General features: G+C 52.4%; 24 protein-coding genes. 19 read left to right on the plus strand and 5 right to left on the minus strand.

The genetic code is table 11. The features are described from left to right. Positions 1 to 966 precede the first annotated feature (966 nt). The 3 genes from EI77_RS11175 to EI77_RS11185 form a co-directional block, all read right to left on the minus strand. Entirely contained in the window at positions 967 to 1,893 is a 927-nt protein-coding gene (locus EI77_RS11175; protein ID WP_133795344.1) for a metal ABC transporter substrate-binding protein, read from the minus strand. 62 nt (positions 1,894 to 1,955) lie between these two features. After that, positions 1,956 to 3,062: an alpha-hydroxy acid oxidase gene (locus tag EI77_RS11180; protein WP_133795345.1), complete on the minus strand. Its 1,107-nt coding sequence runs from the start codon at positions 3,060 to 3,062 to the stop codon at positions 1,956 to 1,958. A 177-nt stretch (positions 3,063 to 3,239) separates the two neighbouring features. Then, entirely contained in the window at positions 3,240 to 3,974 is a 735-nt protein-coding gene (locus EI77_RS11185) for a 3-keto-alpha-glucoside-1,2-lyase-like domain-containing protein (protein WP_133795346.1), read from the minus strand. Between the two features lie 104 nt (positions 3,975 to 4,078). Here EI77_RS11185 and EI77_RS11190 point away from each other — a divergent pair, with 104 nt between their 5' ends. Further along, positions 4,079 to 5,644 carry a peptide ABC transporter substrate-binding protein gene (locus tag EI77_RS11190; RefSeq protein WP_243838796.1) on the plus strand — a complete coding sequence of 522 codons (1,566 nt, stop codon included), beginning with the start codon at positions 4,079 to 4,081 and terminating at the stop codon, positions 5,642 to 5,644. 68 nt (positions 5,645 to 5,712) lie between these two features. Here the strand turns inward: EI77_RS11190 and EI77_RS11195 are convergent, their stop codons facing one another. Further along, entirely contained in the window at positions 5,713 to 6,300 is a 588-nt protein-coding gene (locus EI77_RS11195) for a hypothetical protein (RefSeq protein ID WP_133795348.1), read from the minus strand. Between the two features lie 272 nt (positions 6,301 to 6,572). On the opposite strand from EI77_RS11195, the gene EI77_RS11200 reads away from it, so the two are divergent. The 15 genes from EI77_RS11200 (at position 6,573) to EI77_RS11280 (ending at position 16,761) form a co-directional block, all read left to right on the plus strand. After that, positions 6,573 to 7,160 carry a hypothetical protein gene (locus EI77_RS11200; protein ID WP_133795349.1) on the plus strand — a complete coding sequence of 196 codons (588 nt, stop codon included), beginning with the start codon at positions 6,573 to 6,575 and terminating at the stop codon, positions 7,158 to 7,160. Positions 7,161 to 7,194: 34 nt separating this feature from the next. Then, on the plus strand, positions 7,195 to 7,443 hold the full coding sequence (locus EI77_RS11205; RefSeq protein ID WP_133795350.1) for a hypothetical protein: 249 nt from the start codon (positions 7,195 to 7,197) through the stop codon (positions 7,441 to 7,443). A 440-nt stretch (positions 7,444 to 7,883) separates the two neighbouring features. Then, the gene (locus EI77_RS11210; RefSeq protein WP_133795351.1) at positions 7,884 to 8,285 is read left to right on the plus strand and encodes a hypothetical protein; all 402 of its coding nucleotides are present in this window, start codon (positions 7,884 to 7,886) and stop codon (positions 8,283 to 8,285) included. Further along, the gene (locus tag EI77_RS11215) at positions 8,272 to 9,279 is read left to right on the plus strand and encodes a hypothetical protein (protein ID WP_133795352.1); all 1,008 of its coding nucleotides are present in this window, start codon (positions 8,272 to 8,274) and stop codon (positions 9,277 to 9,279) included. Before EI77_RS11210 ends, EI77_RS11215 begins: the two co-directional genes overlap by 14 nt. Positions 9,280 to 9,380: 101 nt before the next feature. After that, the gene (locus tag EI77_RS11220; protein ID WP_133795353.1) at positions 9,381 to 9,896 is read left to right on the plus strand and encodes a hypothetical protein; all 516 of its coding nucleotides are present in this window, start codon (positions 9,381 to 9,383) and stop codon (positions 9,894 to 9,896) included. A gap of 1,075 nt (positions 9,897 to 10,971) precedes the next feature. Then, on the plus strand, positions 10,972 to 11,394 hold the full coding sequence (locus EI77_RS11235) for a guanyl-specific ribonuclease (protein WP_133795354.1): 423 nt from the start codon (positions 10,972 to 10,974) through the stop codon (positions 11,392 to 11,394). A 72-nt stretch (positions 11,395 to 11,466) separates the two neighbouring features. Continuing rightward, positions 11,467 to 11,799: a barstar family protein gene (locus EI77_RS24205; RefSeq protein ID WP_425606536.1), complete on the plus strand. Its 333-nt coding sequence runs from the start codon at positions 11,467 to 11,469 to the stop codon at positions 11,797 to 11,799. A 309-nt stretch (positions 11,800 to 12,108) separates the two neighbouring features. Next, complete coding sequence (locus EI77_RS11245) at positions 12,109 to 12,393, plus strand: hypothetical protein (RefSeq protein ID WP_133795355.1); 285 nt, start codon at positions 12,109 to 12,111, stop codon at positions 12,391 to 12,393. Between the two features lie 196 nt (positions 12,394 to 12,589). Beyond that, complete coding sequence (locus EI77_RS11250) at positions 12,590 to 12,985, plus strand: hypothetical protein (RefSeq protein WP_133795356.1); 396 nt, start codon at positions 12,590 to 12,592, stop codon at positions 12,983 to 12,985. Positions 12,986 to 13,126: 141 nt separating this feature from the next. After that, entirely contained in the window at positions 13,127 to 13,417 is a 291-nt protein-coding gene (locus EI77_RS11255; protein WP_133795357.1) for a hypothetical protein, read from the plus strand. A gap of 167 nt (positions 13,418 to 13,584) precedes the next feature. Next, positions 13,585 to 13,980 carry a hypothetical protein gene (locus EI77_RS11260; protein ID WP_166647190.1) on the plus strand — a complete coding sequence of 132 codons (396 nt, stop codon included), beginning with the start codon at positions 13,585 to 13,587 and terminating at the stop codon, positions 13,978 to 13,980. Between the two features lie 78 nt (positions 13,981 to 14,058). Further along, the gene (locus tag EI77_RS11265) at positions 14,059 to 14,562 is read left to right on the plus strand and encodes a hypothetical protein (protein ID WP_133795359.1); all 504 of its coding nucleotides are present in this window, start codon (positions 14,059 to 14,061) and stop codon (positions 14,560 to 14,562) included. Positions 14,563 to 14,650: 88 nt separating this feature from the next. After that, positions 14,651 to 14,926: a hypothetical protein gene (locus EI77_RS23585; protein ID WP_133795360.1), complete on the plus strand. Its 276-nt coding sequence runs from the start codon at positions 14,651 to 14,653 to the stop codon at positions 14,924 to 14,926. Next, on the plus strand, positions 14,878 to 15,924 hold the full coding sequence (locus EI77_RS11275; RefSeq protein WP_133795361.1) for a transposase: 1,047 nt from the start codon (positions 14,878 to 14,880) through the stop codon (positions 15,922 to 15,924). Before EI77_RS23585 ends, EI77_RS11275 begins: the two co-directional genes overlap by 49 nt. A 255-nt stretch (positions 15,925 to 16,179) precedes the next feature. Continuing rightward, complete coding sequence (locus EI77_RS11280; protein WP_133795362.1) at positions 16,180 to 16,761, plus strand: hypothetical protein; 582 nt, start codon at positions 16,180 to 16,182, stop codon at positions 16,759 to 16,761. Positions 16,762 to 18,374: 1,613 nt separating this feature from the next. Here EI77_RS11280 and EI77_RS11285 read toward each other — a convergent pair. Continuing rightward, positions 18,375 to 19,850 (minus strand): sulfatase family protein, encoded by a 1,476-nt coding sequence (locus tag EI77_RS11285; protein ID WP_133795363.1) that lies wholly within the window; start codon positions 19,848 to 19,850, stop codon positions 18,375 to 18,377. 240 nt (positions 19,851 to 20,090) lie between these two features. On the opposite strand from EI77_RS11285, the gene EI77_RS11290 reads away from it, so the two are divergent. The 3 genes from EI77_RS11290 (at position 20,091) to EI77_RS11300 (ending at position 23,276) form a co-directional block, all read left to right on the plus strand. Beyond that, positions 20,091 to 20,768: a hydrolase gene (locus EI77_RS11290; RefSeq protein WP_133795364.1), complete on the plus strand. Its 678-nt coding sequence runs from the start codon at positions 20,091 to 20,093 to the stop codon at positions 20,766 to 20,768. Positions 20,769 to 20,831: 63 nt separating this feature from the next. Further along, positions 20,832 to 21,365 carry an antibiotic biosynthesis monooxygenase gene (locus tag EI77_RS11295; protein ID WP_133795365.1) on the plus strand — a complete coding sequence of 178 codons (534 nt, stop codon included), beginning with the start codon at positions 20,832 to 20,834 and terminating at the stop codon, positions 21,363 to 21,365. Positions 21,366 to 21,425: 60 nt separating this feature from the next. Next, positions 21,426 to 23,276: an amidohydrolase gene (locus EI77_RS11300; RefSeq protein WP_133795366.1), complete on the plus strand. Its 1,851-nt coding sequence runs from the start codon at positions 21,426 to 21,428 to the stop codon at positions 23,274 to 23,276. Positions 23,277 to 23,390: the final 114 nt, after the last annotated feature.

The raw sequence follows: 23,390 nt of genomic DNA on the forward strand, positions 1-23,390 counted from the left end.
TGGCACGGCGGGTGGGTACTGCCACCACATCACCAGGATTTGGAATCCTGTGCATGGCGCAGTCTGCCACCGCCGTTTCTTGATTTAGAATGGCCGCAGAAGTCCACTGTGAATGAACTTGTGCGGCCATTCATGCGTGACGTAAATGCGCATCGGCGCATTCTACGTCACGTATAAATAGAACGAACACCGCTGCCACGCACGGGATGGGGGTTAGCCCATCGCTGGCGTCGCACCCGCAGGGTATTTCACGGCGGATGTTTCGGTGTTTATGGCACACCTTCCGGAAAGCCTCTTCGTGATGTCAAAAAATGGGCGCGATTCTTCTATACTCTCGCATCTATGCTTAGGAATACTTACGCGCTTAAGGTTTGCCAAAAATGGCATTCATTAGGCAGAAAAGTTGCTGCTGCTAGGCCGCGTCGGCGCAGTCAGCAGCGACCCGAAAGGGGACCTTTTTCAGGACCTCGCTCCAGCGTCCTTGTGGAGGACGCTGGAGCCCTGCCTAGTGTCGGGACCCCGTCCCAATGACGGGGGCACGTATGTGTGGGTCTGTGTGGAAAAATTAGGGGTGAAACCTCCTGGGTTCGGGTTGGTTGAAATCTTGAAAACGAAAAAGCCCTGCTGCCTTTCAGAGGGCGAGCAGGGCTTGAAAATGCCTGGTTCTGTAAAAACCTGCGGTGATTATCCGCGCTGCTCGTTGACCTCCTCGGCTGGAATGCCCAGATCCTTCTCCTCATGGCCCAGGGCCGCAAAGTCTGCGCCGGGTCTGGCACAATAACTCCCCAACTGACACCCGGTGAGGGGCCAAAAGTTTGAAGAGGTTATAGATGTCCGTTTCATGGAAGGTCGTGATGAATGTGGAGAGATTCTGCCACACCTCGTGGAAGGCGTCAAATCTAAATAATAACTTTTTTTATCAAGCAAATGCCAGAAGTCACATTTCCCTCCTAGGCTTACCTATCCTTATGGAAATGCCTTTTCCAGAGCCTCAATATTGGTCTTCATGACACTGATGAAATCACCATTTTCAGGCACATTCCCACAGGGATCCACGACCACACTCTTCAGGCCGATGGCAGCCAGCTTTTCTACGCTTTGCGCAGTCGGTTCACCTTCCCAGATCATCCATTGTGCAGGATGCTTCGATAGAACATTCTGTAGCTCAGTCATCGCCTTTTCATCCGGAACGGTCTCCGGCTCCCATAGCACGGCTTCGAGATTCAAGTCGTACCGCCGTGCCATGTAATGATAGACCGGATGCGAAGCCACCAAAGGTGCCCTGGCGATTTTTTTACCCACGTCTAACAAACGTTGATCCAAAGACTCGAGTTCCTTCTTCAGTTCTTCAAAGTGCTTTTTGACACCCTCCTTCTCCTCCGCCGGAACCAGCCCTTCAAGGGCGGTGGAGACTTCCTTCGCCTGGAGAATAGCCTGCTGAAAATCCATCCAGGTGGTGAAGGCCGTGCCGCTATGGCTGTGCTCTCCCCCAGGACCATGACTGTGAGTCGTGGCATCTTTGATTTCGATGAAGTCCTTGGAAAAGGCGCTGGAGGTGTTGACGACTTTGTCATCAGGCAGCGTGGTGTTGTCCACCCATTTGGAATAGCTGGCCCCATTCATGAGAATGAGATCGGCGGCTTGATAACTGGCGATGCTGTCATCATCCGGGCTCCAGAAAGCAGGGTCTTCATCAGCCGGGGCCGGGAAGTGCACATCCACCGCACTGCCCCCCAGGCGCTGGGCGAAGTACTTCAGCGGATAGTTGGCCACATAGATCTGCGGCTTGCCTTTTTCTTCAGCACTCACTGCCGTGCTTTTATCAGAGGGCAGGCAACCGGAGAGCAAAACAAAGAGAGGGAGGGCAAGAATGGGTTTCAGAGTGAAGTGCATAAAATAGGATGGTGATTTGAATGAGGGATATACGGACTGGCAGCAGGGGGTTTACATTCTCTTCAATGTTGCCAGATCACTTCACGCTGGATCTCGGCCACAGTCGCACATCCTGTTAGGCCCATGGCTACCTCAAATTCCGCTTTTAGAATGTTCAGCACATGAGCCACCCCGACTGCTCCGGCGACCGAAAGACCAAAGATATACGGCCTGCCCACAAGCACAGCGCTGGCGCCCAGCGCGATCGCCTTGAGCACATCCGTGCCACGCCGGATGCCTCCGTCCACAAGCACCGGCACCCGTCCTGCAACGACGGCGGTAATCTGCGGCAGTACATCAATACTCGCAGGCACCGTATCTAAAATGCGTCCGCCATGGTTGGAAACAATGAGTCCGGCAAAGCCAAGTTGGATAGCCAGCTCTGCATCCTCAGGTGATAGGATGCCTTTGAGGATCACGGGTAGCCGTGTTTGTGACAGCAACCACTCAATGTCCTTCCAAGTAGGCGCATCATCCAGCAGAGCCCCAAAGGCCACCTTTTCACCTGCCAGACGTGGCCGGGTGTCAGGCTGTGCCATCCCTCGCAGATTCACCGCTTCTACTCCGGGCGGAAGGCGAAACTGTACCCGTTGCAGCCCGTTACGAATGCCATTTAAAGGCGCATCCACCGTCAGGACCAATGCTTGGTAGCCCGCCTCTTCGGCACGGCGCACAAGATCGCGGGTGAACTCGCGGTCCGGCTGCATGTATAGCTGGAACCACAGGCGCGTCTGGGCGGCAGCAGCGATGTCTTCGATCCTGACTGAGGCCCGTGTACTAACCACCACGCCTGCCTTCATCGCGGATGCACCGAGAACAGTGGCCAGTTCGCCATCCTTGTGGGCCATGCGTTGATAGGCGATGGGTGCCAGCATAATGGGGTACTCCAGCGTTTCCCCCAGCAGGGTAACCTGGGTGTTCCCCCCTTTCATATCCCGCAGCACTCTCGGCAGCAGTTTCAGGCGGTCATAAGCTTCGCGATTGTCCCTCAGTGTGACTTCATCGGCCGCACCACTTGTGAAGTAAGCCCATGCCTGCTCTCCTAAATGCTCCCGCGCCAGCGGCTCATAATCGGTCAGTGCGACAATCTCAGGCGGAATGCGGGGCAGCGAGGGCAGGGGATAAGACATGGTCAGGGAACGGCCTTGTGAAAACCGGGCTGTGTGGCCCTGGACGATGTCAAGCTGTTGAGGCAACCCGGCAAGTGGGATGTTCACCTCACTTTGCCCTGCCTTGGACGCCCCTAGTTATAAAAGACCCGCACCAGAAACTTCCGGCGCGGGTCCTTTTAATTTTTAGTCGGCGATCTATTCAGCCTTCTTCTTTTTGGCTTCGCCCTTTTTGCCCTTCCCTTTTCCTTTGCCTTTCGGGGTTGCGGCAGGTGCCACTTTTTCACCCGGCTTCGGCAGGGTTGCTTTCACGGTTTCCCACTCTGGACTCAGCGTCGCGGCACGGATGGTCAGGTTACGGAAGTCCACGGACTGCCCGCTGACGGTGAAGCCTGGACTCATCTTGTCGGTCTTGAAGAGAGCATCACTGCCCCAGGCGGTAAGGTCGCCCACCTTCCCCAGCATGGTATCTCCCACCATTTCCAGGCGCACTTTGTGCCAGGTGCCAGCGGTCAGTTCCGCAGGAAAACGGGCGAAGATGACGGACTTGTCTGGCCCCTCATGATCGTTGTCGTCCTTCTGGATGGTCACGCTTTTCGGCGTGATGTTGATGCGCGCCATGTGGTCTTTGACTGCGTTGATGGAAAGGCTCGTCGTGCGGGCACCTTCAAACTTAAATTCATATTCGATGATGAAATCATTCAATTTGTTAGGCAGGCGGGTGACCGCACCATGTTTGTCCGCCTCCAGCTCAGATCCCCGCATGACGCCGTCCTTGAGCTCCCACTGGCCTTTGGCCGCCTTCCATGGGGCGGCGGGTGCCGTGTCCAGCTTGCTTTCATAAATGACCTCACCGGGAATGGCGAGCAGGGGTTTGTCGGCAGCACTGGCTAGGGAGGCCAAGGCGAGAAAAAGAAGGGTTGTGACTTTCATGGGCCGCTGAAAACGTGAATCGGCACACCATATTGCTTTGATTTGCATCTCTTGCGCCCAAGGCCAGTCCGATGCAGCTTATCACGATGAGATATTTCGTCCGTATGCTGTCCTCTGCGGCTTTTCTGTTTTGCCTCGGTGCCTGCGCACCGGAGCGGGAACGTGCTGACCTGGTCTTCATTCAGAGCGCCGAACCCGAAACACTGGATCCCGTCCTGGCAACAGACCAAGTTTCCATGCGCATCGCCACTTCCCTGTTTGAAGGTCTCTGCCGCATCAATCAGCAGGGGCGCGCTGAGCCGGGGATGGCTGAACGCTGGGACATCTCCGAAGACCGCAAAACCTATACTTTCCACCTTCGTGCCGGGACCTTCTGGACGGACGGTATGCCTGTCATCGCCCAAAATTTTGTCGAGTCCTGGAGACGTGCCCTGGATCCTGCAACCGGGGCGGACTATGCCAGCTTGCTGCATGTGATACGTAACGCCAAAGCCTATTCGGAGGGCACGGAAAAAGACTTTTTCAAAGTGGGTGTCCGCGCTTCCGGTGAAAAAACACTCATTGTCGAACTGGAAAATCCCACCCCTTATTTCGTGGATCTCTCTTCTTTCGTTACCCTGGCCCCGGTGCCTCTCGCCACCATCAACAAGCATGGCACGAGCTGGATCAAGCCTGCAAACATTATTAACAACGGGGCCTATCTCTTGGAGGAATGGCTTCTCGATGACCGTATCCGCCTGCGAAAGAATCCTCGCTACTGGGATGCCGCCAATGTCAAAATGACGACTATCGAAGTCAAGCCGGTGCAGGATGCTAATACTGCGCTCAGCTACTTTCATACTGGCCAGTGTGATCTGATGATGGACAAAGGTATGGTCCCTCCCACGCTGACCCAAAAGCTGAAGCAGCAGCCCTGGTTTCACACCGGACCCTTTCTGGGCACTTGGTTCATCCGCACGAATGTCACCCGACCTCCCTTCAACGATCCGCGTGTGCGGCAGGCGTTTGCCTTGGCGGTGGATAAAAAGCGCATCGTGGAAAAGATCACTCAGCTTGGTGAGACCCCCGCCTGGGGCATCACCCCTCCGGGCACCGGGCAGGATTATCAGGCACCACCGGGTCTTGATCTGAATGTGGCAGAGGCCCGTCGCCTGCTCGCCGAAGCTGGCTTTCCAGATGGCAAAGGCTTCCCTCGGGTCGAGTATCTTTACATCCCGCTGCCGGTGGAGCGGAACATCGCCATCGAACTCCAGGCCATGTGGCAGGACACTTTGGGCGTGACGGTTAACCTGACCAAGCAAGAACAAAAGGTATGGCTGAAATCCATGCGCGAGCTGGATTACCACCTCTGCCGCTCCAGTTGGGTGGGTGATTACAATGATCCCAGCACCTTTCTGGACATGTTCACCACGGGCAATGGCAATAACCGAACCGGCTGGGCTAACAAAAAGTATGACGGACTGATTGCGGATGCGGCGAGGGAGCCTGACATCGCCAGACGGAACATGGTCTTCCAAGAGGCCGAGCAGACCTTGATCCGTGATGAGGCTGCGGTGATCCCGGTTTATTATTATGTGGGCGTGCAGTTCTACCATGGAGAGCGCTTGAAGGGAGTGCAGGCGAACCTCATAGATGACCATCCATTCCGCTGCATGAGCTGGTCCAGATGATGGCTGCCTAACAAAAAAGCCCTGCTGAGCGGAAAGCGTCAGCAGGGCCATGGTTCAGTGCAGATTAATTACTGGGGGCGGTTGCCGGTGCCGGAGGTAGCACTGCCGCTAGGGCCGCTGCCGCTGGCACTGCTGCCTGTGGCGCCGGTTGTTCCCGTGGTGCCGGTTGCAGGTGCGCCGGAGGTGCCCGCAGGATCCTTGATTTCGGTGCCTGTGCGGTTGGTGTCAGAACGGCTGCCACTGGAGCTGGCGTCCTTCGCGGCATCGCCATCTGTCGTGCTGCGATTGGCATCCGTGGCCTTCTGTTCTTCACGGTTTTTGTTGTTGCGGTTCGCATCGGTAGCATTCCGTTCTTCACGGTCCTTCCGGTTCCGCATCGCTTCGTCGCGGTTTCTCTGGACACCTGCTTTGGCGAATTCTTCACGGCTGATGCTGCCGTTGGAATCTGCGTCGAGTTTGGTGAACCAGTCCTTGTTGGCGCGGGTTCCCTTGTCCTTGGTGGATTCGTCATTGGCTTCACCGAGCTTGCCGCCAGGCTGTGGCTGGCCGGCGACGCCGGGGACGGTTTCTGTGGAGCCTTTCCCCTGAGCGGAAAGCATCATGGGGCTAAGGGTAATTCCGGCGATAACGATAGTTTTAACAAATGAATTTTTCATGTGAATATTACAATAGTGGTTAGGTGGTCCCTTCCTGGCATGGTTGTGGTTATACCGTGGGGACAGTCAAAGTTCGCAAGCCTCTGAAAAAGCGGATGTATTTGCCGAGTAAAAATGAATCGAGGCGTGAGGCCATGAGGCCTGGGCTGGGTTCAGACCGTTTGTTGATTGGCCAAAAGGGAACCATCTCCGCTCCTCCGTGCGAATGATTTTGAAACCGTGCTGCGGTGAGCTTGCCGCAGCCATTCCCATTCCACACCCCTTTTACAGCTATGAAACTTTCCTTCCCCGGCCAAACCTGTGCCCTCGCTCTGCTGGCGATGCCCCTTTCTGTCATCGCCCAAGACCGTGAACCAGAGACCAATAAGACAGACTCCAACCGCCCCCTGGCTGAGGGCGAGCGTGGGAATGATACTGCGCTCAAGGTGGGCATCAATCAGGCGATCACGGATCTCCTCCACAATCCAGAAGGTCTTTTTAAGCGTCTGGATACTGACAATAACAGTACTCTGAGCCTGGATGAGTTTAAACGGATGTCCTCCGTGGGTTCGCAAGGAACCGCCAGCAACACAGGCACGGTTGGCGTCACCGGGGCTGCGGGAGCGACAGGTACCACAGGCCAGACCACCGTCACTGGCATCGCTGGAGATCCCGCGACTGCTCCTGCCACCCCCAGTGCAACGGGCAGTTCCGGTAGTCCCAATACGCCCGGGGAAACCACCGCGCCGACCAATCCTACCAAACCCGCAACTCCGGCCAATCCCAACAATCCTTCCTCTCCCGATACCCCAAAACTGCCTGCCAGCCCTACCAACCCTGCCAATCAACTGCCTGAGGGTGCCCCGGTTCCAAAGAATTGAGTTAACACCCGGCAATCTTAAACTTTTCATCCTTATGTCTCCCATCGTTCTTATCCCTCCCACTCATGAGCAATCCATCTTCGCCTTTCACGTCGAAGAACCCCTGGTGCGCCGTTTTCTCGAATACTTGGAACAAAAAGGTCTCACCCCTTGGCGTCCACCCGCCCCCCTGGAAAAAACGGCTGAAGATGGTGCTGACATGATCCAGATCGAAGTCGAAACCAAATCCACCGAGGGCATGCTGCAGGACCTCATCAATGAGTTCCTCCATGAGGAAGAATAGCGGCAAGGCGAAAAATGCGTCATGGGGAAAGTTTTCATTTTTTCCCCATCTGGGGAAATTTCCCCCTAAATCATTGATAACCAATGTTTTAGGATGGGGATTTTCTTCCCCATGGAATCCCCACACGGGGACCCATGGGGAAATTTTGGGAAGATTCTTGAGCCTTGGGAAGCGCATCCCGACAATATCCACGAACCCCTCCCTACCGTGCAAGAGACTAGCATGCCGACTTGGGAGAAGTCGGCAATAATTTCCAATGGGTAGTCCCCTCGGTGTTGTAATAACAGACCGGCCTTCCTGGGACTGGCCGCATCTAAGTTCCAGGTCCAAACGGCATTAGTGACGTCGCCCCTCGGCTTGCGACCGCAACAAAGCTGGCACTTATTTTATGGAAAGGCACCCGTGACTCAGCAATGGATCGCTAAAATCTGGCGATGAAGATGGTAGCTAATCTCAGCCAGCAATTGAGACGACTGGATGAAAAGAAAACGCTGGAGAAACTGCCCGCCAGATTGCAGGAGTTTATAAAAAGAGAAATGAGCGCTCAATATTTTGTCAATTATTTGCACCCTTACCCCAATTTCCTCTGGCAGAGGCAATACCAGCGCTGTCATTCGCTGCAGGCAGTAATCCAATTGCGGGTTTTTGTAGGAAGAAATAGAGACTTAATGGAATTGCAGGATGAATGGCCGTCAACACGACCGGAAATGGGTGAAGGTGATACAAGAAGGAGATGGCATCATAGCGATACAAAGGATGTTGCTTTCCGATATAATCACCGTCTTTTCGAAGACTGGATAGCGCAAGGACAACTTAAAGGAGACACTAATGAAAATAATTAAAATTATCGTATCCATCTTTATATGTGGCATTACTTGCGCCTCTTGTCAGGACCGATCAGCACTCAAAATTACTCTGGAAGTTGCCGATGACGTGGGCATACCAGTTGATGTAGCGACTATTGAGACAGATTTGTTTGACCGGTGGCAACCGGGTGAGGGTTTTGGGAAAGACCTCTACAAGAAACTTCAAGCGATCACAGCCGACTCTGGATTGGCTGTTTTAGAAGCCGAATCCAGTCGCTGTGCGTTGGTCCTTCGCGCCAAAAAATCAGGTTATTATTGGGCAGGAGCGGAATTTAAAAGCATCAATACTAGCAAGGGGCAATGGCAGCCTTGGAATCCCACAATAAAGATGGAATTAAAGCGGGTATTAAATCCTATTCCACTCATTGCTAAAAAAGTCATCCGAAATTATGCTGATTATGTTCAGCTTCCTGGGACTGGAATAGACGTGGGATTTGATCTTGAACGGGGTGACTGGGTGACTCCACATGGAGCTGGAACCACGGCAGACATTTTATTTCGGATGGAGGGTAAAACTGAAGATGCTTTTGCTCTCTATGATACGCGACTACACATCACTTTTAGCCATCCACAGGACGGCTTGGTCCTCCACGAAACAAAACCCGTCAAGGGCAGTGGTCTGCGTCTACCTTACTTGGCCCCAGAAGCCGGATATGCGTCGGAGTGGCTTCAACGTAAGGCGCGTGTCCCAGGAGCTACAACGGGAGTTCTGGCCGGCATTCCCCAGGTCATTGATGAAGCAAAACCCACCGAGAATTATTTCCTCCGACTGCGCACGAAAGTGGATGGAGATGGAAAAGTCATCTCGGCTCATTACGCCAAGGTGCAAGGCGGGTTTTTGTGGTACCCCAGTGGCCTTGTGAAATTCCAATATTGCTTTAACCCAACAGCCAACGATCGTAATCTCGAATTCGACACCACTCGGAATCTTCTTCGGGTCCTGCCAGGCCAGGAAGTCAAAGATCCTTGATATAGAAAAGGAAACAGGGCAGGATTTCATGTCGCCTGCCCCCGTTTCCCACGAGTGCAAAACCAAGAAATGGAAAAACACCTATTCGAGAGGATCAACCGATGCCTAAAATATTTTATCTTATTACTCTAATTGCACTTGTCTTCACGTCACTTGCGCGAGGACAATCGGCGCAAGAATCAGATGAAGGCGCATTAGTGACCGCAGTGGAGCATTACCCTCTCTACACCAGCAATGAATCTGCCCAGCGTGAAAACGCTTCAGATACCCATGAAGTCGAAATTTTAGTTGTGTTCTTGCGTCATATTGATGGAGCAAAGTCCATGAAACTAAAGTCCGCGCCAGACTTGCAGCGTATCTTTAAAAAAGCCAGGCAGATGAGTGAGTCAGGTCAATCGCAGCCGTTCACTGGGCCTGGACGTTGGTATGTCTGCACCCAGAAGGGAGAGCATTTTCTTCTGTTCATTGATGATCATAAAATGTCGGCTCGTATCGTGCCTGCCAACGCTGTTTCAGAAAAAGTATTTCTGCCAAGGTGGATGATAGAAACCACAGAGGATAAAGAACTAATAGACTGGTGTGAGAGTGAGCTAAAAAAGTCAGCTTTCAAAGCGTAGCTTTGTGCGGAGTTTTCGTATCCGTCAAACATAGCACCATTGCGGGGACCTTGACAAGGTGGAGTGCTACAGTGAGGCCACGCAGTTCTTTGCCTGCGCTTGGTGTAGAGATTTTTGTTCGGCTGCCCAAGCTTTCGGGGAAACGGGGTCAGGGTGCAAATAATTGGCAGAATGGGCGGAGGCTTTAGATTGGGGTGATGGCTCGGAGCTTACGCATTCAATATCCCGGTGCTTATTACCATGTGATGGCGCGAGGTAACCGGAGGGAGGTCACCTTTCATGATGAGGATGACCGGCGCTTCTTCCTCCAGGCGCTCAGAAAAACGGGGTCAGGATGCAAATAATTGACTGAATGGGCGGAGGCTTTAGATTGAGAGCATGGCGCGGAGCTTACGCATTCAATATCCGGGGGCTTATTACCATGTGATGGCTCGGGGTAACCGTAGGGAGGTAATCTTTCTTTTCCCATCGAAATGAAAAACCTATTTTATTTCTCAACTTTCGTTGTTGGTGCTGCACAGTCGTTATTGGGATTCTATGTTAAAAGGCTCGTAATATACGGGATGGAAATACCTTTTGCCAATGCTCTAGACCTTAGTATCGACCAGACTAACTTGATGTTTCGATACAGTAAGAAAATAAAAGATGAATTTACCATTTTTGGATGGCTGGGCATTCTTATCTGACTGCTATCTGCAGGAGCTTATTTGTATTCACGTCATTACCCCGAGATTAGCAAAGAGTAATATCTGGCGATGAAGACAGTAGCCAACGTGAGCCAGCAATTGAGACGACTGGATGAAAAGAAACCCTGGATAAACTGCCCGCCAGAATGAAGGAGTTTATAAAGGAGAAATTAACGCTCAATATTTTGTCAATTATTTTCACCCTGACCTCGTTTTCCTGATTCTCAATGCCCGAGGTATCAATCAGGCAACTCATCAATCGGAATACATGTCTCGGGCCCGAGAACACTTGTTCATGAACGGGGTGCGCCCTGATGCTGCGGCCAGAGCGCAAATCCGAATTGAGGTTGGCCGCTTGTATTTTGATCTGCCTAAACGATAAATCTGCTATGCTTGAACTCGATTATCAGTCTGGAACTGCTTTCCTGAAACGGGTTTGGAACCTTGATGAAGCCGAGGTTCTGATTCGCTGCCCAATCTGTAAAGCCAAGGTTATCTTCGCACCCTCTTGGGAAACTGCCCACAAATACAAGGTGCATCCTGGAGCTTATTGCTCGGTGGATCGAAAGCACCTCACAGTGATGTTCGAACTCACTCCCCCCCCCCTGACCCCAGTTCCCCCCAGAAACGATACTAGCATTTTCGGAAACAATGAGGGGCTTCTTCCGGCTAAGCCAAGAGGCTATTATCGAGAATATGTAGTTCCGACTCCAGGAATTAACCACGCCGGGAAGCGAAGGATCGTTGAAGGGCTGGATGGCGAATTGTATTACAGCCACCAACATTATGCAGATTTTGTATTGCTCAATTAGTATGACTGAACCCAAGAAACATCATTTCATCTTCTGCATAACCCAGACCCCGCTAAGACACGAGTACTTCCAATAGGCGAAGACGTCCGCGGAAAGTCCGAATTAATTCAGCTAGTAACACACGCGCTTGATTTTCCTTACAGATCGCCCATTCCAAATTGGGATTCTTTCTCCGACGCGATGCGTGATTTGGCCTGGATCAAGACCCCAAAGATTCATATCCACCACTTCTCAATGCCCATGAGTGAAGCGCCTGGAGATCAACAAATTTATCTCGAAATCTTAAATGACGCAATCGTAGCAAGCCTCGAACACCGCTCTCCAGTGCTAACCGTTTCATTTAATCCTGAGCTCCGACAAAACATCGAAGCACTGCTAGGAGAGCATGTTAATGACCCCTCCTGACCCCGTTTTCGACGAGCTTCAAAAGATAGCTTCTGACATTGTTGAAGGTAATTTCACGCCAAATTCAACATTAACATGAAACGCCTATTTCGTATCCAAGTCAACGATGATGCTCCAAAGCTGGAAGTCAATCCAGTCGCCCTCTACTCCTCGGAATTTACAGCGCTCGACGGCTCACCGTAATCTCAACTTTCCCCTGACAAAGCATTTGCTGCGAGGCCGGATTCGATCTGCCCATGGCAGCAAATCTACGCAGTAGCTCCCGGCTGCTTTGCCCTCTCCGAGAGTGCTTGGAAAGAGTGTGAAGACATGTATTATGTTCTGAGCATGGGGAATGAGTTGCTTGCCGCAGGAGACTCGGAATTTTACTTTCGGATCATCAATCCTTTAGACTTTGCTCCGGCGTCAGATGATCCAAATCACTCTTTTGATTTAGACACTTTTAATTCACCGATCTTCCGCCTGAGAGATCGCGAATCGACTGATCTTTTTTGCCTGTCTGGAACGGAGGTTCCAGGTGATGAGTTCAAACACAATTACGAGCAATTCGGCTTTACCGGATTGAGCTTCGAAGAAGTTTGGAGCAGTGAATAATCGTTTTTGTGTGAGGCTTGTTGGTGTAGTTAGAAGCTAGCTGGATCGTGCCGCAATCAGTCGTTTCAAGCAGGATTTTAAATGTTTGCAAAGGGCCGCACACGATAGAAGTACAAACAGGACTTCTTGGGGCACCTCGCTTGCTCCGATCTTTAGGTGAATTAACTTCTGGTGGCATTCCAGACGACTGAATAGCATGAGTACAGAAATCATAGTGGCGTGGGAAAATTCACATGAAACGGCGTTCCCGACTTCAAAGAGCGTGTTTAATTTGGTTTGCGACAGCGTCGGAGAATCTGCAGACCGACTCGGACATCAAGAGGTTGGGAAGCTTTGCAAGTGGGCAAAGCAAGATGGAAATTTGTTGCTTGTAGATGCTACATCAGAGGCCAAGGCAGTTTTTAGAGATTTATTGAGAGAAGCGCTCAATGATGGGACGATCATCAAAGAAATACTCTCATGGCCGACGCCGCATTTTGATGCATCAACGCTCTTGCCGGAGAATAGAACACCTGAAGTGATTTCCTTTATCTGTAATGCTGCCGCAATCGGAACCTTGCGGCGTCTAACTTTTTATTTAGATCGTGTATAAACTTATTGGGACTTAAAATAGAATGGCCTGTGGTCCGGCCTGGATTAGTAATAGTCCAGAAACTCCGAGTTGGATACTGACAGGTTGGCCCCGAAGACTCTGGAAATATTGCCGTCGATTGGCTAGAAAGGCAGCTTTAAAATGATTGATCCTGATGCAGTTGAAGAAGCAGACATCGAACTATGCGCGTCTGGGTTCGATACTCTGCTCATGGAAGAAGGGCAGGAAGAGCTTCGCTCTTATCAAAAAATGCTCGTCGAAATGCGTGCCACAAAGTGTGCACAGGTCGTGAAGGACCTTTTAGACTGGATCGACACAACACCGGATGCATATGCACTCGATGTGGTCGGACAAGATAAGGGTCGTTACAACGATCTTTGGCGGAAATATGATGCAGCTTCATGTGAAGAGCTGGCCAAATCCATTCGCTGATCCTGGGGTGGGCTCTCCAATGTATTGAAAATTTATAGAATAGTTCGCGATCCCAATGCGTCCGGGGCAGCTAGCTCTTGATCGAAGGCGGTGACGACACAAAAATTGAAATATGGAATGGTTCTGCTTGGATAGATGGGCCATTTCTTTCTCGAATAATATTCGATATGAATTTGCTAGAAGAAACTGCCAGCCAGATTGTTTTAACATTTAATTTGTTATTTGGAGGTTATCGTCATTCAGGGATGGGCGATGTGGAGTTCAAGGCACGAATGTTGTATGAACGCCGCCGTGCTAATGGGATTCCATATTTGATTGAAGATCGTACAGAGGAAGAGGTGGTTGCAGTCATTGAAGCTGTGGATCGGGTGAACCAGCGATGGCCGGGTTCATTTATTCCAGTTCATCCCCCCAGACCGAGACCTGCGGACCGTAATCAGGTGATATGGATCATGGATTTTCGTGCCTTCTGGCCGGGGCGGCTCGACAATCCATTGCACCCTTCTTCTGGCGATATTACCCGAGTTGCGTTAGGGGGCGCATGGGAAACTGACGGTAAATGATAATCACATTGAGAATTCAGCCTCAACGCCGCGATCTGGATCACTCTCAATTTTCCACACCTTAGAGATTAACTACTTATGACACAAATCATCATTTTAATGGCGGCTCTATTTCTCATGATAGAGCCATGTCAATCATGGTCGATTGAACCTGTGAAAAATCCATATCAAGTTCGTTTTGGTACTTTGGAATTAACTTCCGATATCAAGCGTCGGTATGTATTCAAATATGGATCCATGGAAGAGGCGTTTGATTTAACAGATATCGTCGCCAGATCAGGACGAGATTTTCCTGGATTGCCAAATCTCAAGGAAATAGGGTTTAGGACAGAGGGGGGCGAAGTTTATAAATACGGAAACCTCTCCAAACAATTATACTTGGAAAAGTTCATCAAGGACAATCCCGGAGGAAATAATAAACCTAAATCATGGATTTTTTCAGGCCTTCTGGATGAAGACTTGGAAATCCGACTTGAAGGTCAAACCCCTGTGTGTCGTGTAGATATACAGAATGGTGGCGGAATAATTACCCTGTGGGAAAATTTGCCTAACCAGCCAGTGGTGCCTCAAAAAGCGAAATGAATATAAGGTGACAAGCCGTGGCAGGCAAGTGTCTGTGAACTGGGGTTCAAGCTTTCATGTCGCTTGACCCCATTTTCCCGTTTTCCCAATGGAAACTATTAATACATTTTTTGAAATTACAGACAAATCCTTGCATAATCATGGTTATGCGTGGGCCAGTGGATATGGACCTCTTGAGGAAAATTCCATGAAGTTTCTCCATCCATCTCAACTTGAGCGCAATCGAGAATACTGGAAAATCAACAACGAAGTGCCTGAAAACGGGGTCAGGGTGCAAATTATTGACAGAATGGGCGGAGCCTTTAGATTGGGGTTATGGCGCGGAGCTTACGCATTCAATATCCGGGGGCTTATTATCATGTGATGGCGCGAGGTAACCGGAGGGAGGTCATCTTTCATGATGAGGATGACCGGCGCTTCTTCCTCCAGGCGCTCAGTGAGGCCTGTGAAAGGACAGGCTGGCGGGTTCATGCGTGGGTGCTTTTGGGCAATCATTATCATCTGTTTGTCCAGACGCCGGAGGCCAATCTGGTAGCGGGCATGGCCTGGCTGCAGAATGCTTACACACGCCGTTACAACGTGCAGCACCGGGCCTGGGGCCGGGTGTTTGGTGACCGTTATAAGGCGGTGTTGGTGGAGGGGGACGACCGGTATCATTACCAGACGTTGATGGATTACATCCATCTCAATCCGGTGCGTGCGGGCCTGGTAAGGCCGAAGGCGGGCCAGAGCCTGCTGGACTATCCCTGGAGCAGCCTGGCGGGAGGTTACGCCCTGGTGCCTTCCCGCCGAGCCAAATGGCTGGCGGCGGAGGCTGGGCTGAAGGCGTTTGAACTGGATGATACGACGCGGGGCCGCCGCCGGATGGTGGAGCGGCTGGACCGGCGTGGGATGTCCGAGGCGATGAAAGCCTGCGGTGTCCCGGCGCTACCGGACGAGGTGGACGCCCGGTGCAGCCATCTGCGCCGGGGCTGGTATTGGGGGCAGCAGGCTTTCGGGGAAAAACTGCGTGAACTCGCCAGGAAGCTGGTCGCAACCCGGCCCCCGGTGTCCAGAGGCTACAAAAATCAACCCGCCGTGCGAATGCACTCGCTGGAACAGGCTCAGCAATGGCTGAAGGGAGGTCTGAAAGCCGCCGGGTTGAAGCCTGGAGATCTGGAGAGACTGAAAGGCTCCGACCCCAGGAAGCTGATGCTGGCGCACCTGCTGTGGAAAAAGACGACTGTGACGCAGCAGTGGATTGCAGAAAATCTGGCGATGAAGACTGCAGCCAACGTAAGCCAGCAATTGAGACGACTGGATGAAAAGAAAACCCTGGAGAAACTGCCAGCCAGATTACAGGAGTTTATCAAAGAGAAATGAGAACTCAATATTTTGTCAATTATTTGCACCCTGACCCCAGTTCCCCCGCAACCAGTTTGGCGATAACTCAGATTGGCTGGATGGTCTCGGGCCAAATCATCAAAACCATCCTGCGTCTAGCCCATACATCACTCGGCTCCAAGATGATTTAGCGGAATTTAACGACCTTGATCCAACCCCGGCAAATGTGGATGCGCTCAAGAACGAACTTCAAAAAATCGCAAAGAAGCTCACTGACGATGATTATCCTTGGCCATGATTAAAAAAATCTTTCTTATATCGCACACAATCGAAGCTGGGCATGTTGCTGCGACGCCTGATCCAGATATCTTTTTCAGGACTGTCATGCGTGATATTCCTGCTCTGGATGAGAATGCACCAATACCCTCATTCCAATTGCTTGATCCATCGAAAAGAGGGGATGGCTTTTTTAGCGTGAGCAACCAAGTTTTATTGTTCGATAAAGCCATTTATTTAAGTGATTTAGGGGTGCCTCTAGGATTAAGCGGAAATGTTCATCCCACAATCTTGAATGATACTAAGGAGGAAATTTTCTTTCTCAATGTAACAGCTACTTATAATTGCTTGAACCTAGCAGAGACGGTCTTTAAAAGTCCCAATGGAGAAGAAAAGGGAGTCGATCATGGAATGGGGATCAAAAAGTTAATTTTTTTTCCCAAGTTGATCGGCGATTCATATATCTTCCGTATCCCTCAAAGGAAGTCTGCAATTTTCATAGCAACCGATGAGTCAGGCACGCAGGAAGATTTTTACACGCTTTATAAAGTCTCAGGAATGAGGGGCCTGTCTTTCGCTGAAGTATGGAGCAGCGAGTGAGGGCCGTGGAAAACAGAGAGCAGCATATAATTGACCACGACTTGATGAAAGCGGCACCAGCAATAAGCAATACGGAGGGCATCGGCTCAACCAAAAAACTTTATCGCTGGCAGGAAAAAATGATCTACAATGAAGACGGCCAATGAGAACTCTACTTTACTTCCAAGGGTGGTGGCTAATCGCTGCAATCTTATCAACCAACATTGTCCTTGGCCAGTCAACGGTTGACCCGAATGATCAAACAGTCGAGCGCCTGATTGAACCGCTTTTTGACTCAAACTTTCAGATGAGGAAAGCTGATGAGGCGTTACGAGAACTCGCCTCTTTACCAGGCATTACGGAAACACTGTAGGCCAAGCTTAAACGTGAATTGGCAAACCAAAACGCAGAAAGCTATCGACTGCGGGCATTGATGCAGGCTTTAGCAGTAAGATCTGACTATACGCCAAGGTTGATGAGTGACATTTAAGCTCAAACAAAGTGGACTCTCCATACTGTCCACACAGGAGCTGATAGATCGCATTTTTTGCGGAAGGCTATTTGCGTATTTTTGGAAGCAACCCGAGCAGTCAAAATGAAGAAATCTTGATCTCGGCGCTATCTCCAGATCTAGACACGATCCCCAGCATGCAGGAGACCGCTGTTTACTCTCTGTAGAAGTCCGGGACAGCAAGAGCCAAAGTTGCCTTGGATGCCCTAGCAGCCCGCCTACAACCGAAGCCGAATAGCAAAAACCGTCTCTACGACCTCACGGTGGAGACTGCCAACTTACTCAGCAGACGAACCGAATTGCCTGTGCACTTGGCCATGCCGCAACCCACCGCGCAAGCAAAAGTACTAAAGAAGACCCATAAAATAAAACCACCGTCCAAATCAAGTGAGGGACCGGCATCCTTAGCGCCGTGGAGACTTACCGTTGTATTGATCTTCGCGACGATTGGGCTGCTGTGGTTGCTGCTAAAGGGGAGGAAGTAGATGTGGCAGGCAAATACGAAGATTGGTGTTGAAGTCAGCGACCACCTTAGCCTGCCTCCAAAAAGTTGAAGCGGTATGGAGAGTCTGCCTCATCCCGCCGGCATAACATTCCTCCGAGCAAATCCTCAAAATGGGACGCTGCTCGATTGGGCGCGACAGCGGGGGTATACTGGACCAGCATTTTAAACAATGATTCTCAAAGCTAAAGCAATTGAGCTCGATGGATTCGAGCTAGGAAAGATATACTTGAATCCTGATGATCAGGCGGAGTCGGCTTGTCCTGTATGCGGCTATCTAGTCCAATGGGATCGGCCACCGGTCGCGAACTCGGAGGGGGGCTGGCGTTCTCGTGGAACATCTGTCCATGCTGTAACACACAATATGGATTAGACGATGAGTTTAAAACGGAACACGGAGGCTTGGAAAAAGCTTGGCAGTCTCTCCGGGCGTCCTGGCTGAAGAGTGTTGGTCGAACGCCTGACGTTAAAAAGCAGCTTCAAAACATTGGAATAGAGATGAGCGGCTAAGGAATGAAAAATTTGCGGGTGAGATCTGTTTATGAAATATGCGACCACCCGTCTGTGTGCTGGTGACGGGCGAAACATCAACATGGTGATGAGTTTGATGCAGGGAGCGCCTCACCGGATTTTCGCGTCCGGAAGCTCGGACTTTACGCCTTCGTCGAGGGGCATTTTGTCAGTCCCTGGGGTTAGGCCGGTGGCGGACATGAGTTTGGAGAGTTCGGCCTGGAGTTCGGAGACTTTGCTGACGAACTCGGGTTTGCTGATGAGGTTTTTGGTTTCATCGGGATCGTCCTTCAGGTTGTACAGCTCGGCCAGGTGGCGGTCGGGGCTGCCATTGCCGTGGGGGTAATGGATGTACTTCCATTCATCGGTGCGGATGGCGCGGACGTTGGGGGTATAAGGGAACTGTTTTTCGTAGTTGTAGTGGTAGAACCAGCTTTTGCGCCAGTCGGCATCGCCCTCTCTGACAAGTTTGGTCCAGGATTGACCATGGATTTTGGGCAGGGCGGGTGCTCCGCAGAGATCCAGAATGCTGGGGGCCATGTCCACGGTGAGGACCTGTTGGGGGATCTTTTTGCCTTCTGTGCTAAGGCCTGGGAAGCGGGCGACGATGGGGATGCGGAGGCTGGCTTCGTGCCCGGTGCGCTTGTCCACCATGCCGTGCTCTCCCTCCAGGAGGCCGTTGTCTCCCATGAAGACGATGAGGGTGTTATCGAGTTGGCCGGTTTCCTCCAGGTAAGCGCGGAGGCGGCCCATGCTGTCATCCACGCTGAGGACGGTGCCCCAGTATCCATGAACCATGTTTTCGAAATCCTTGACGGCCTCGGGACGGTCATCGGGGAATTTTTTCCGCCATTCGAAGAGGGGGCCATAAATGCCGTGCCAGGTGTAGAGGCGCTCCTTGATCCACTGGGGTTTGTCATTGAGCTGAAAAGCAGTGGCGGGGTAGGGCACGCGGACGTCGTCAAAGGTATGTTCGTACTTAGGCTCGGGGGTATAAAAACTGTGGGGGGCCTTGTGCCCCAGGAACATGCACCAGGGCTTATCCGCACTTTGTTTCTTGAGCCAGTCGAGGGTCATGTCGGTGACGACGGTGGTGTAGTAACCTTTGACGACTTCCCGCTTTTGGCCGTGGAAGTTGAACTCGGTATCGAAGTATTTGCCCTGGCCTTTGTGGGTAACGAAATAATCGTATCCGGGGCGGGGTTCATCGTTCTCCTCACCCATGTGATATTTGCCGATGTAGGCAGTGGCGTAACCTGCCTTCTGCAATACCTGGGGGAAGCTTTCCATGGCAGCCGGGTATTCGGTGAAGTTGTTGGTCACGCCATGCGTGTGGGCATAGAGGCCGCTGAGGATGGAGGCGCGGCTGGGGGAGCAGAGGGAGGTGGTGCAAAAGGCATTCTGGAAAAGGACGCCTTCACCGGCCAAGCGGTCGATGTTTGGAGTCTTGACGTGCTTGGATCCGTAACAGCCGAGGGCATCCGGGCGGAGGTCATCGCAAAGTACGAACAAGACGTTAGGCCGGGTGGCGGCCTGGGATGCAACCGTCAGGAAAAGGGAAAGGAGAAAGAGGCAGGGTCGGAACATGAGAAGCAGGTAACGACCGCATGAGGGGAGCTTTGTCAAAAAGGATGCGGGATTCCTGGGTGGGGCAAAGGGCAACCTGTGACAGCAGGAGTTCGCGCGCGGTTCTGCTTCCGCATGAGCTTTGTTTTTTTCCTTCTAAACCCTCATAGGGTAGGCACTTTTTTGTGCCTGATTGTGCGAAAATGGATCTTCGGCATAATGGTGCGGCAGTCAGGAAAATAAATTATCTGATCATAACCTATGAGCCATTATCACCAACTCTATACGGCTGAAGACACTGCCGTGGTATTCATTGACCACCAACCGCAGATGACTTTTGGCGTCGCCAATATTGACCGGGCTACGCTGATCAACAATGTGACGCTACTGGCCAAGGTGGCGAAGGAATTCAATGTGCCAGCCGTGCTGACGGCGGTGGAGACGGAATCCTTTAGCGGCTACATTTGGCCTCAGTTGCTGGATGTGTTTCCTGGTCAGCCGATTGTGGAGCGTACCTCCATGAATTCTTGGGATGATGCGGGATTCCGCGCGGCCATTGAGGCCACTGGCAAGAAGAACATCCTCATGACCGGCCTATGGACAGAAGTGTGTGTGACCTGGCCGACGATCGAGATGATCGGTGCAGGGTATAATATCTATGTGGTGGAGGACTGCTGCGGGGCTACCTCGCCTGCGGCCCATGAGGCGGCGATGAGCCGGATGGTACAGGCGGGTGCCACGCGCGTGACGACGATCCCGGCTTTACTGGAGTGGCAGCGTGACTGGAAGAACCGTGATCATTATAACAACCTGATGGGCATCCTGAAAGAGCAGGGCGGTGCCTATGGTGTGGGCGTGGAGTATGCCTATACGATGGTGCACAAGGCAGCACAGTCTGCCCAGGTGCCGCAAGTGGTGACCGGTGGCCTGAAACACTAACAACCCTCTGGCAGCGCGTGGACCGCCCCTCGCGCTGCCGGATTCACCTGTGCCTATTCTTTTATGAGCATCCATGTCGCCATCACCCGCCGTGTCCGCCCTGGGAAGGAGGCGGAGTTCGAAGAAAGACTGAACCGCTTTGCGCAGCGCTCTCTGGCTGTAGAAGGTACACGCGGGGTGCAGATGCTGCATCCTGCCCCGGGATCTGATAATCCTGAGTATGGGATCATGCGCACCTTTGCCAGCCCGCAGGATCGCGATGCATTTTATACCTCGGACCTGTATCTGGACTGGGAAAAGGAGATCGCCCATCTGGCGGACGGAACGCCAAAATTTCGGGATTTGCATGGACTGGAAGCGTGGTTTCGCCAGCCGGATGTGCCACGGCCCCCGCGATGGAAGATGGCGCTGGCGACCTGGATCGGCGTTTATCCGACCAGCCTGATGCTGGGGCTTCTACTGGCCCCGCACCTGCATGCCATGCCGAAGCCTCTCTCCGCCCTGATCATCTCCGGCTGCATGGTGGTGTGCCTGACATGGCTGGTCATGCCGACCGTGACGAAGCTGATGCATGCCTGGCTGCATCCCCGTGCATGACGTTTTCCGCGATGACGTGGCGCTGATTTATAACCAACCTTTTTTACCTCACTTAAAGTTATGTCCCTCGATACGACGACCCCGGCTGACCTTATTCTGTATAACGGACGCATCACCACGCTGGACCCGGATTATCCGGAAGCGAGTAACATGGCCATCGGCGGAGGGCGGATTCTCGGGGTGGATGAAGGGGAGGAATATGCGGACATTTCTACGCCGCAGACGCGCCGTATCGACCTGAAGGGAAGGCGGGTGGTCCCTGGGCTGTATGATAGCCATCTGCACGTCATCCGGGGTGGCTTGAACTACAATCTGGAACTGCGTTGGGACGGGGTGACGTCTCTGTCTGATGCGCTGTCTTTGCTGAAGATCCAGGCAGATCGTACTCCCGCTCCGCAGTGGGTGAGAGTCGTCGGAGGATGGAGCGAGTTTCAATTTGCTGAGAAGCGCATGCCGACTCTGGAGGAGATCAACAAGGCGGCGCCGGACACGCCGGTTTTCATCCTGCATCTCTACTGTCATGCGATGCTGAATCGTGCGGCTTTGAAAGCAGTGGGGTATGACAATAATTCGCCCAATCCACCCGGAGGCGAAATCCAGCGGGACAAGAATGGAGATCCGACGGGGCTGCTCATCGCGCGGCCCAATGCGATGATTCTGTATGCGACTCTGGCGAAGGGGCCCAAGCTACCGATAGAGTATCAGTATAATTCAACACGCCATTTCATGCGGGAGTTGAACCGCCTCGGCCTAACCAGTGTGTGTGATGCAGGCGGTGGTTTTCAAAACTACCCGGATGACTATGAGGTGGTGGCGGAGCTGCACAAACGCGGTGAGCTGACGCTGCGGATTGCGTATAATTTGTTCACGCAAAACAAGGGGCAGGAGAAGGATGATTTCGCCCGCTGGATCGGTATGACCCAACCGGATTCGGGGGATGATTATTACCGGGTGAACGGGGCAGGGGAGATGCTGGTCTTTAGCGCTGCGGACTTTGAGGACTTCCTGGAACCGCGCCCTGACCTGCCGCCAACACTGGAGACAGAACTGAAGGAGGTGGTGTCGTTACTGGCGAAGAACCGCTGGCCTTTCCGTCTGCATGCGACGTATGAGGAAAGCATCACCCGTTTCCTGAATGTGTTTGAAGAGGTGAACCAGGAGGTGCCGCTAGAGGGCCTGCACTGGTTCTTTGACCATTGCGAGACGATCAGTGACAAGAACATCGAGCGGGTGAAGACACTGGGCGGAGGGATTGCCATCCAGCATCGCATGGCCTTTCAGGGGGAATACTTTGTGGACCGTTACGGTGCGGCTGCGGCGGAGCGGACACCCCCGGTGAGGCGCATGCTGGAAATGGGAGTGCCGGTGGGTGCGGGTACGGATGCCACGCGTGTGGCCAACTACAATCCCTGGAACTCCCTTTACTGGCTGGTCACGGGCAGGACAGTGGGCGGGCTCGGATTGTATCCTGAAAAGAACTGCCTGAGCCGTGAAGAGGCCTTGCGCCTTTATACCCAAGGAAGTGCCTGGTTCAGCCGAGATGAGGAAAAGAAGGGTGTTTTGAAGCCCGGGCAACTGGCGGATTTGATCGTGCTCAGTGGGGATTATTTCAGCGTGCCGGAGGAGGAGATTAAAGGACTTCACAGCGTGCTTACCCTCCTAGGTGGTCAGCCTGTGTGGGGGGAGGCGGAGTTTAAAGATCTCGCGCCGCCGGAATTGCCAGTGACGCCGGACTGGTCACCTGTGGCGAAGTTTGGCGGATATGGGGCACCTGGATTTATCCGCAGTGAACGTGCGATCTCTTTTGCCCCGTGGGCTGCGCCGAGAGTGATGCGACGCAGTGGGCCTGAGAGTGGGCCCAAGGTATTGGGGCAGCTATGGGGATCCGGCTGTGATTGCTTCGCTTTTTAAAAGGGACGCTGATCACATACCCAGGACGAGAATGCGGAAGGTGATGACCTTTGTGACGGGATACCCCCCAAAACAAAACCCCGCCTGGCTCACACCAGGGCGGGGTTTTCACAA

This window comes from Prosthecobacter fusiformis (assembly GCF_004364345.1).
GTDB classification, from domain to species: domain Bacteria; phylum Verrucomicrobiota; class Verrucomicrobiia; order Verrucomicrobiales; family Verrucomicrobiaceae; genus Prosthecobacter; species Prosthecobacter fusiformis.

Excerpts from the sequence above, each read along its gene's own strand:
- EI77_RS11210 (WP_133795351.1), top strand. The coding sequence starts at position 7,884 with ATGGTAGCTAATCTCAGCCAGCAATTGAGACGACTGGATGAAAAGAAA.
- EI77_RS11190 (WP_243838796.1), top strand. The coding sequence starts at position 4,079 with ATGCTGTCCTCTGCGGCTTTTCTGTTTTGCCTCGGTGCCTGCGCACCG.
- EI77_RS11275 (WP_133795361.1), top strand. The coding sequence starts at position 14,878 with ATGGCGCGGAGCTTACGCATTCAATATCCGGGGGCTTATTATCATGTG.
- EI77_RS11205 (WP_133795350.1), top strand. The coding sequence starts at position 7,195 with ATGTCTCCCATCGTTCTTATCCCTCCCACTCATGAGCAATCCATCTTC.
- EI77_RS11260 (WP_166647190.1), top strand. The coding sequence starts at position 13,585 with ATGAATTTGCTAGAAGAAACTGCCAGCCAGATTGTTTTAACATTTAAT.
- EI77_RS11255 (WP_133795357.1), top strand. The coding sequence starts at position 13,127 with ATGATTGATCCTGATGCAGTTGAAGAAGCAGACATCGAACTATGCGCG.
- EI77_RS11180 (WP_133795345.1), bottom strand. The coding sequence starts at position 3,062 with ATGTCTTATCCCCTGCCCTCGCTGCCCCGCATTCCGCCTGAGATTGTC.
- EI77_RS11245 (WP_133795355.1), top strand. The coding sequence starts at position 12,109 with ATGTATTATGTTCTGAGCATGGGGAATGAGTTGCTTGCCGCAGGAGAC.
- EI77_RS11290 (WP_133795364.1), top strand. The coding sequence starts at position 20,091 with ATGAGCCATTATCACCAACTCTATACGGCTGAAGACACTGCCGTGGTA.
- EI77_RS23585 (WP_133795360.1), top strand. The coding sequence starts at position 14,651 with ATGGAAACTATTAATACATTTTTTGAAATTACAGACAAATCCTTGCAT.
- EI77_RS11280 (WP_133795362.1), top strand. The coding sequence starts at position 16,180 with ATGATTAAAAAAATCTTTCTTATATCGCACACAATCGAAGCTGGGCAT.
- EI77_RS11175 (WP_133795344.1), bottom strand. The coding sequence starts at position 1,893 with ATGCACTTCACTCTGAAACCCATTCTTGCCCTCCCTCTCTTTGTTTTG.
- EI77_RS11250 (WP_133795356.1), top strand. The coding sequence starts at position 12,590 with ATGAGTACAGAAATCATAGTGGCGTGGGAAAATTCACATGAAACGGCG.
- EI77_RS11220 (WP_133795353.1), top strand. The coding sequence starts at position 9,381 with ATGCCTAAAATATTTTATCTTATTACTCTAATTGCACTTGTCTTCACG.
- EI77_RS11300 (WP_133795366.1), top strand. The coding sequence starts at position 21,426 with ATGTCCCTCGATACGACGACCCCGGCTGACCTTATTCTGTATAACGGA.
- EI77_RS11200 (WP_133795349.1), top strand. The coding sequence starts at position 6,573 with ATGAAACTTTCCTTCCCCGGCCAAACCTGTGCCCTCGCTCTGCTGGCG.
- EI77_RS11235 (WP_133795354.1), top strand. The coding sequence starts at position 10,972 with ATGCTTGAACTCGATTATCAGTCTGGAACTGCTTTCCTGAAACGGGTT.
- EI77_RS11215 (WP_133795352.1), top strand. The coding sequence starts at position 8,272 with ATGAAAATAATTAAAATTATCGTATCCATCTTTATATGTGGCATTACT.
- EI77_RS11195 (WP_133795348.1), bottom strand. The coding sequence starts at position 6,300 with ATGAAAAATTCATTTGTTAAAACTATCGTTATCGCCGGAATTACCCTT.
- EI77_RS11285 (WP_133795363.1), bottom strand. The coding sequence starts at position 19,850 with ATGTTCCGACCCTGCCTCTTTCTCCTTTCCCTTTTCCTGACGGTTGCA.
- EI77_RS11265 (WP_133795359.1), top strand. The coding sequence starts at position 14,059 with ATGACACAAATCATCATTTTAATGGCGGCTCTATTTCTCATGATAGAG.
- EI77_RS11185 (WP_133795346.1), bottom strand. The coding sequence starts at position 3,974 with ATGAAAGTCACAACCCTTCTTTTTCTCGCCTTGGCCTCCCTAGCCAGT.
- EI77_RS11295 (WP_133795365.1), top strand. The coding sequence starts at position 20,832 with ATGAGCATCCATGTCGCCATCACCCGCCGTGTCCGCCCTGGGAAGGAG.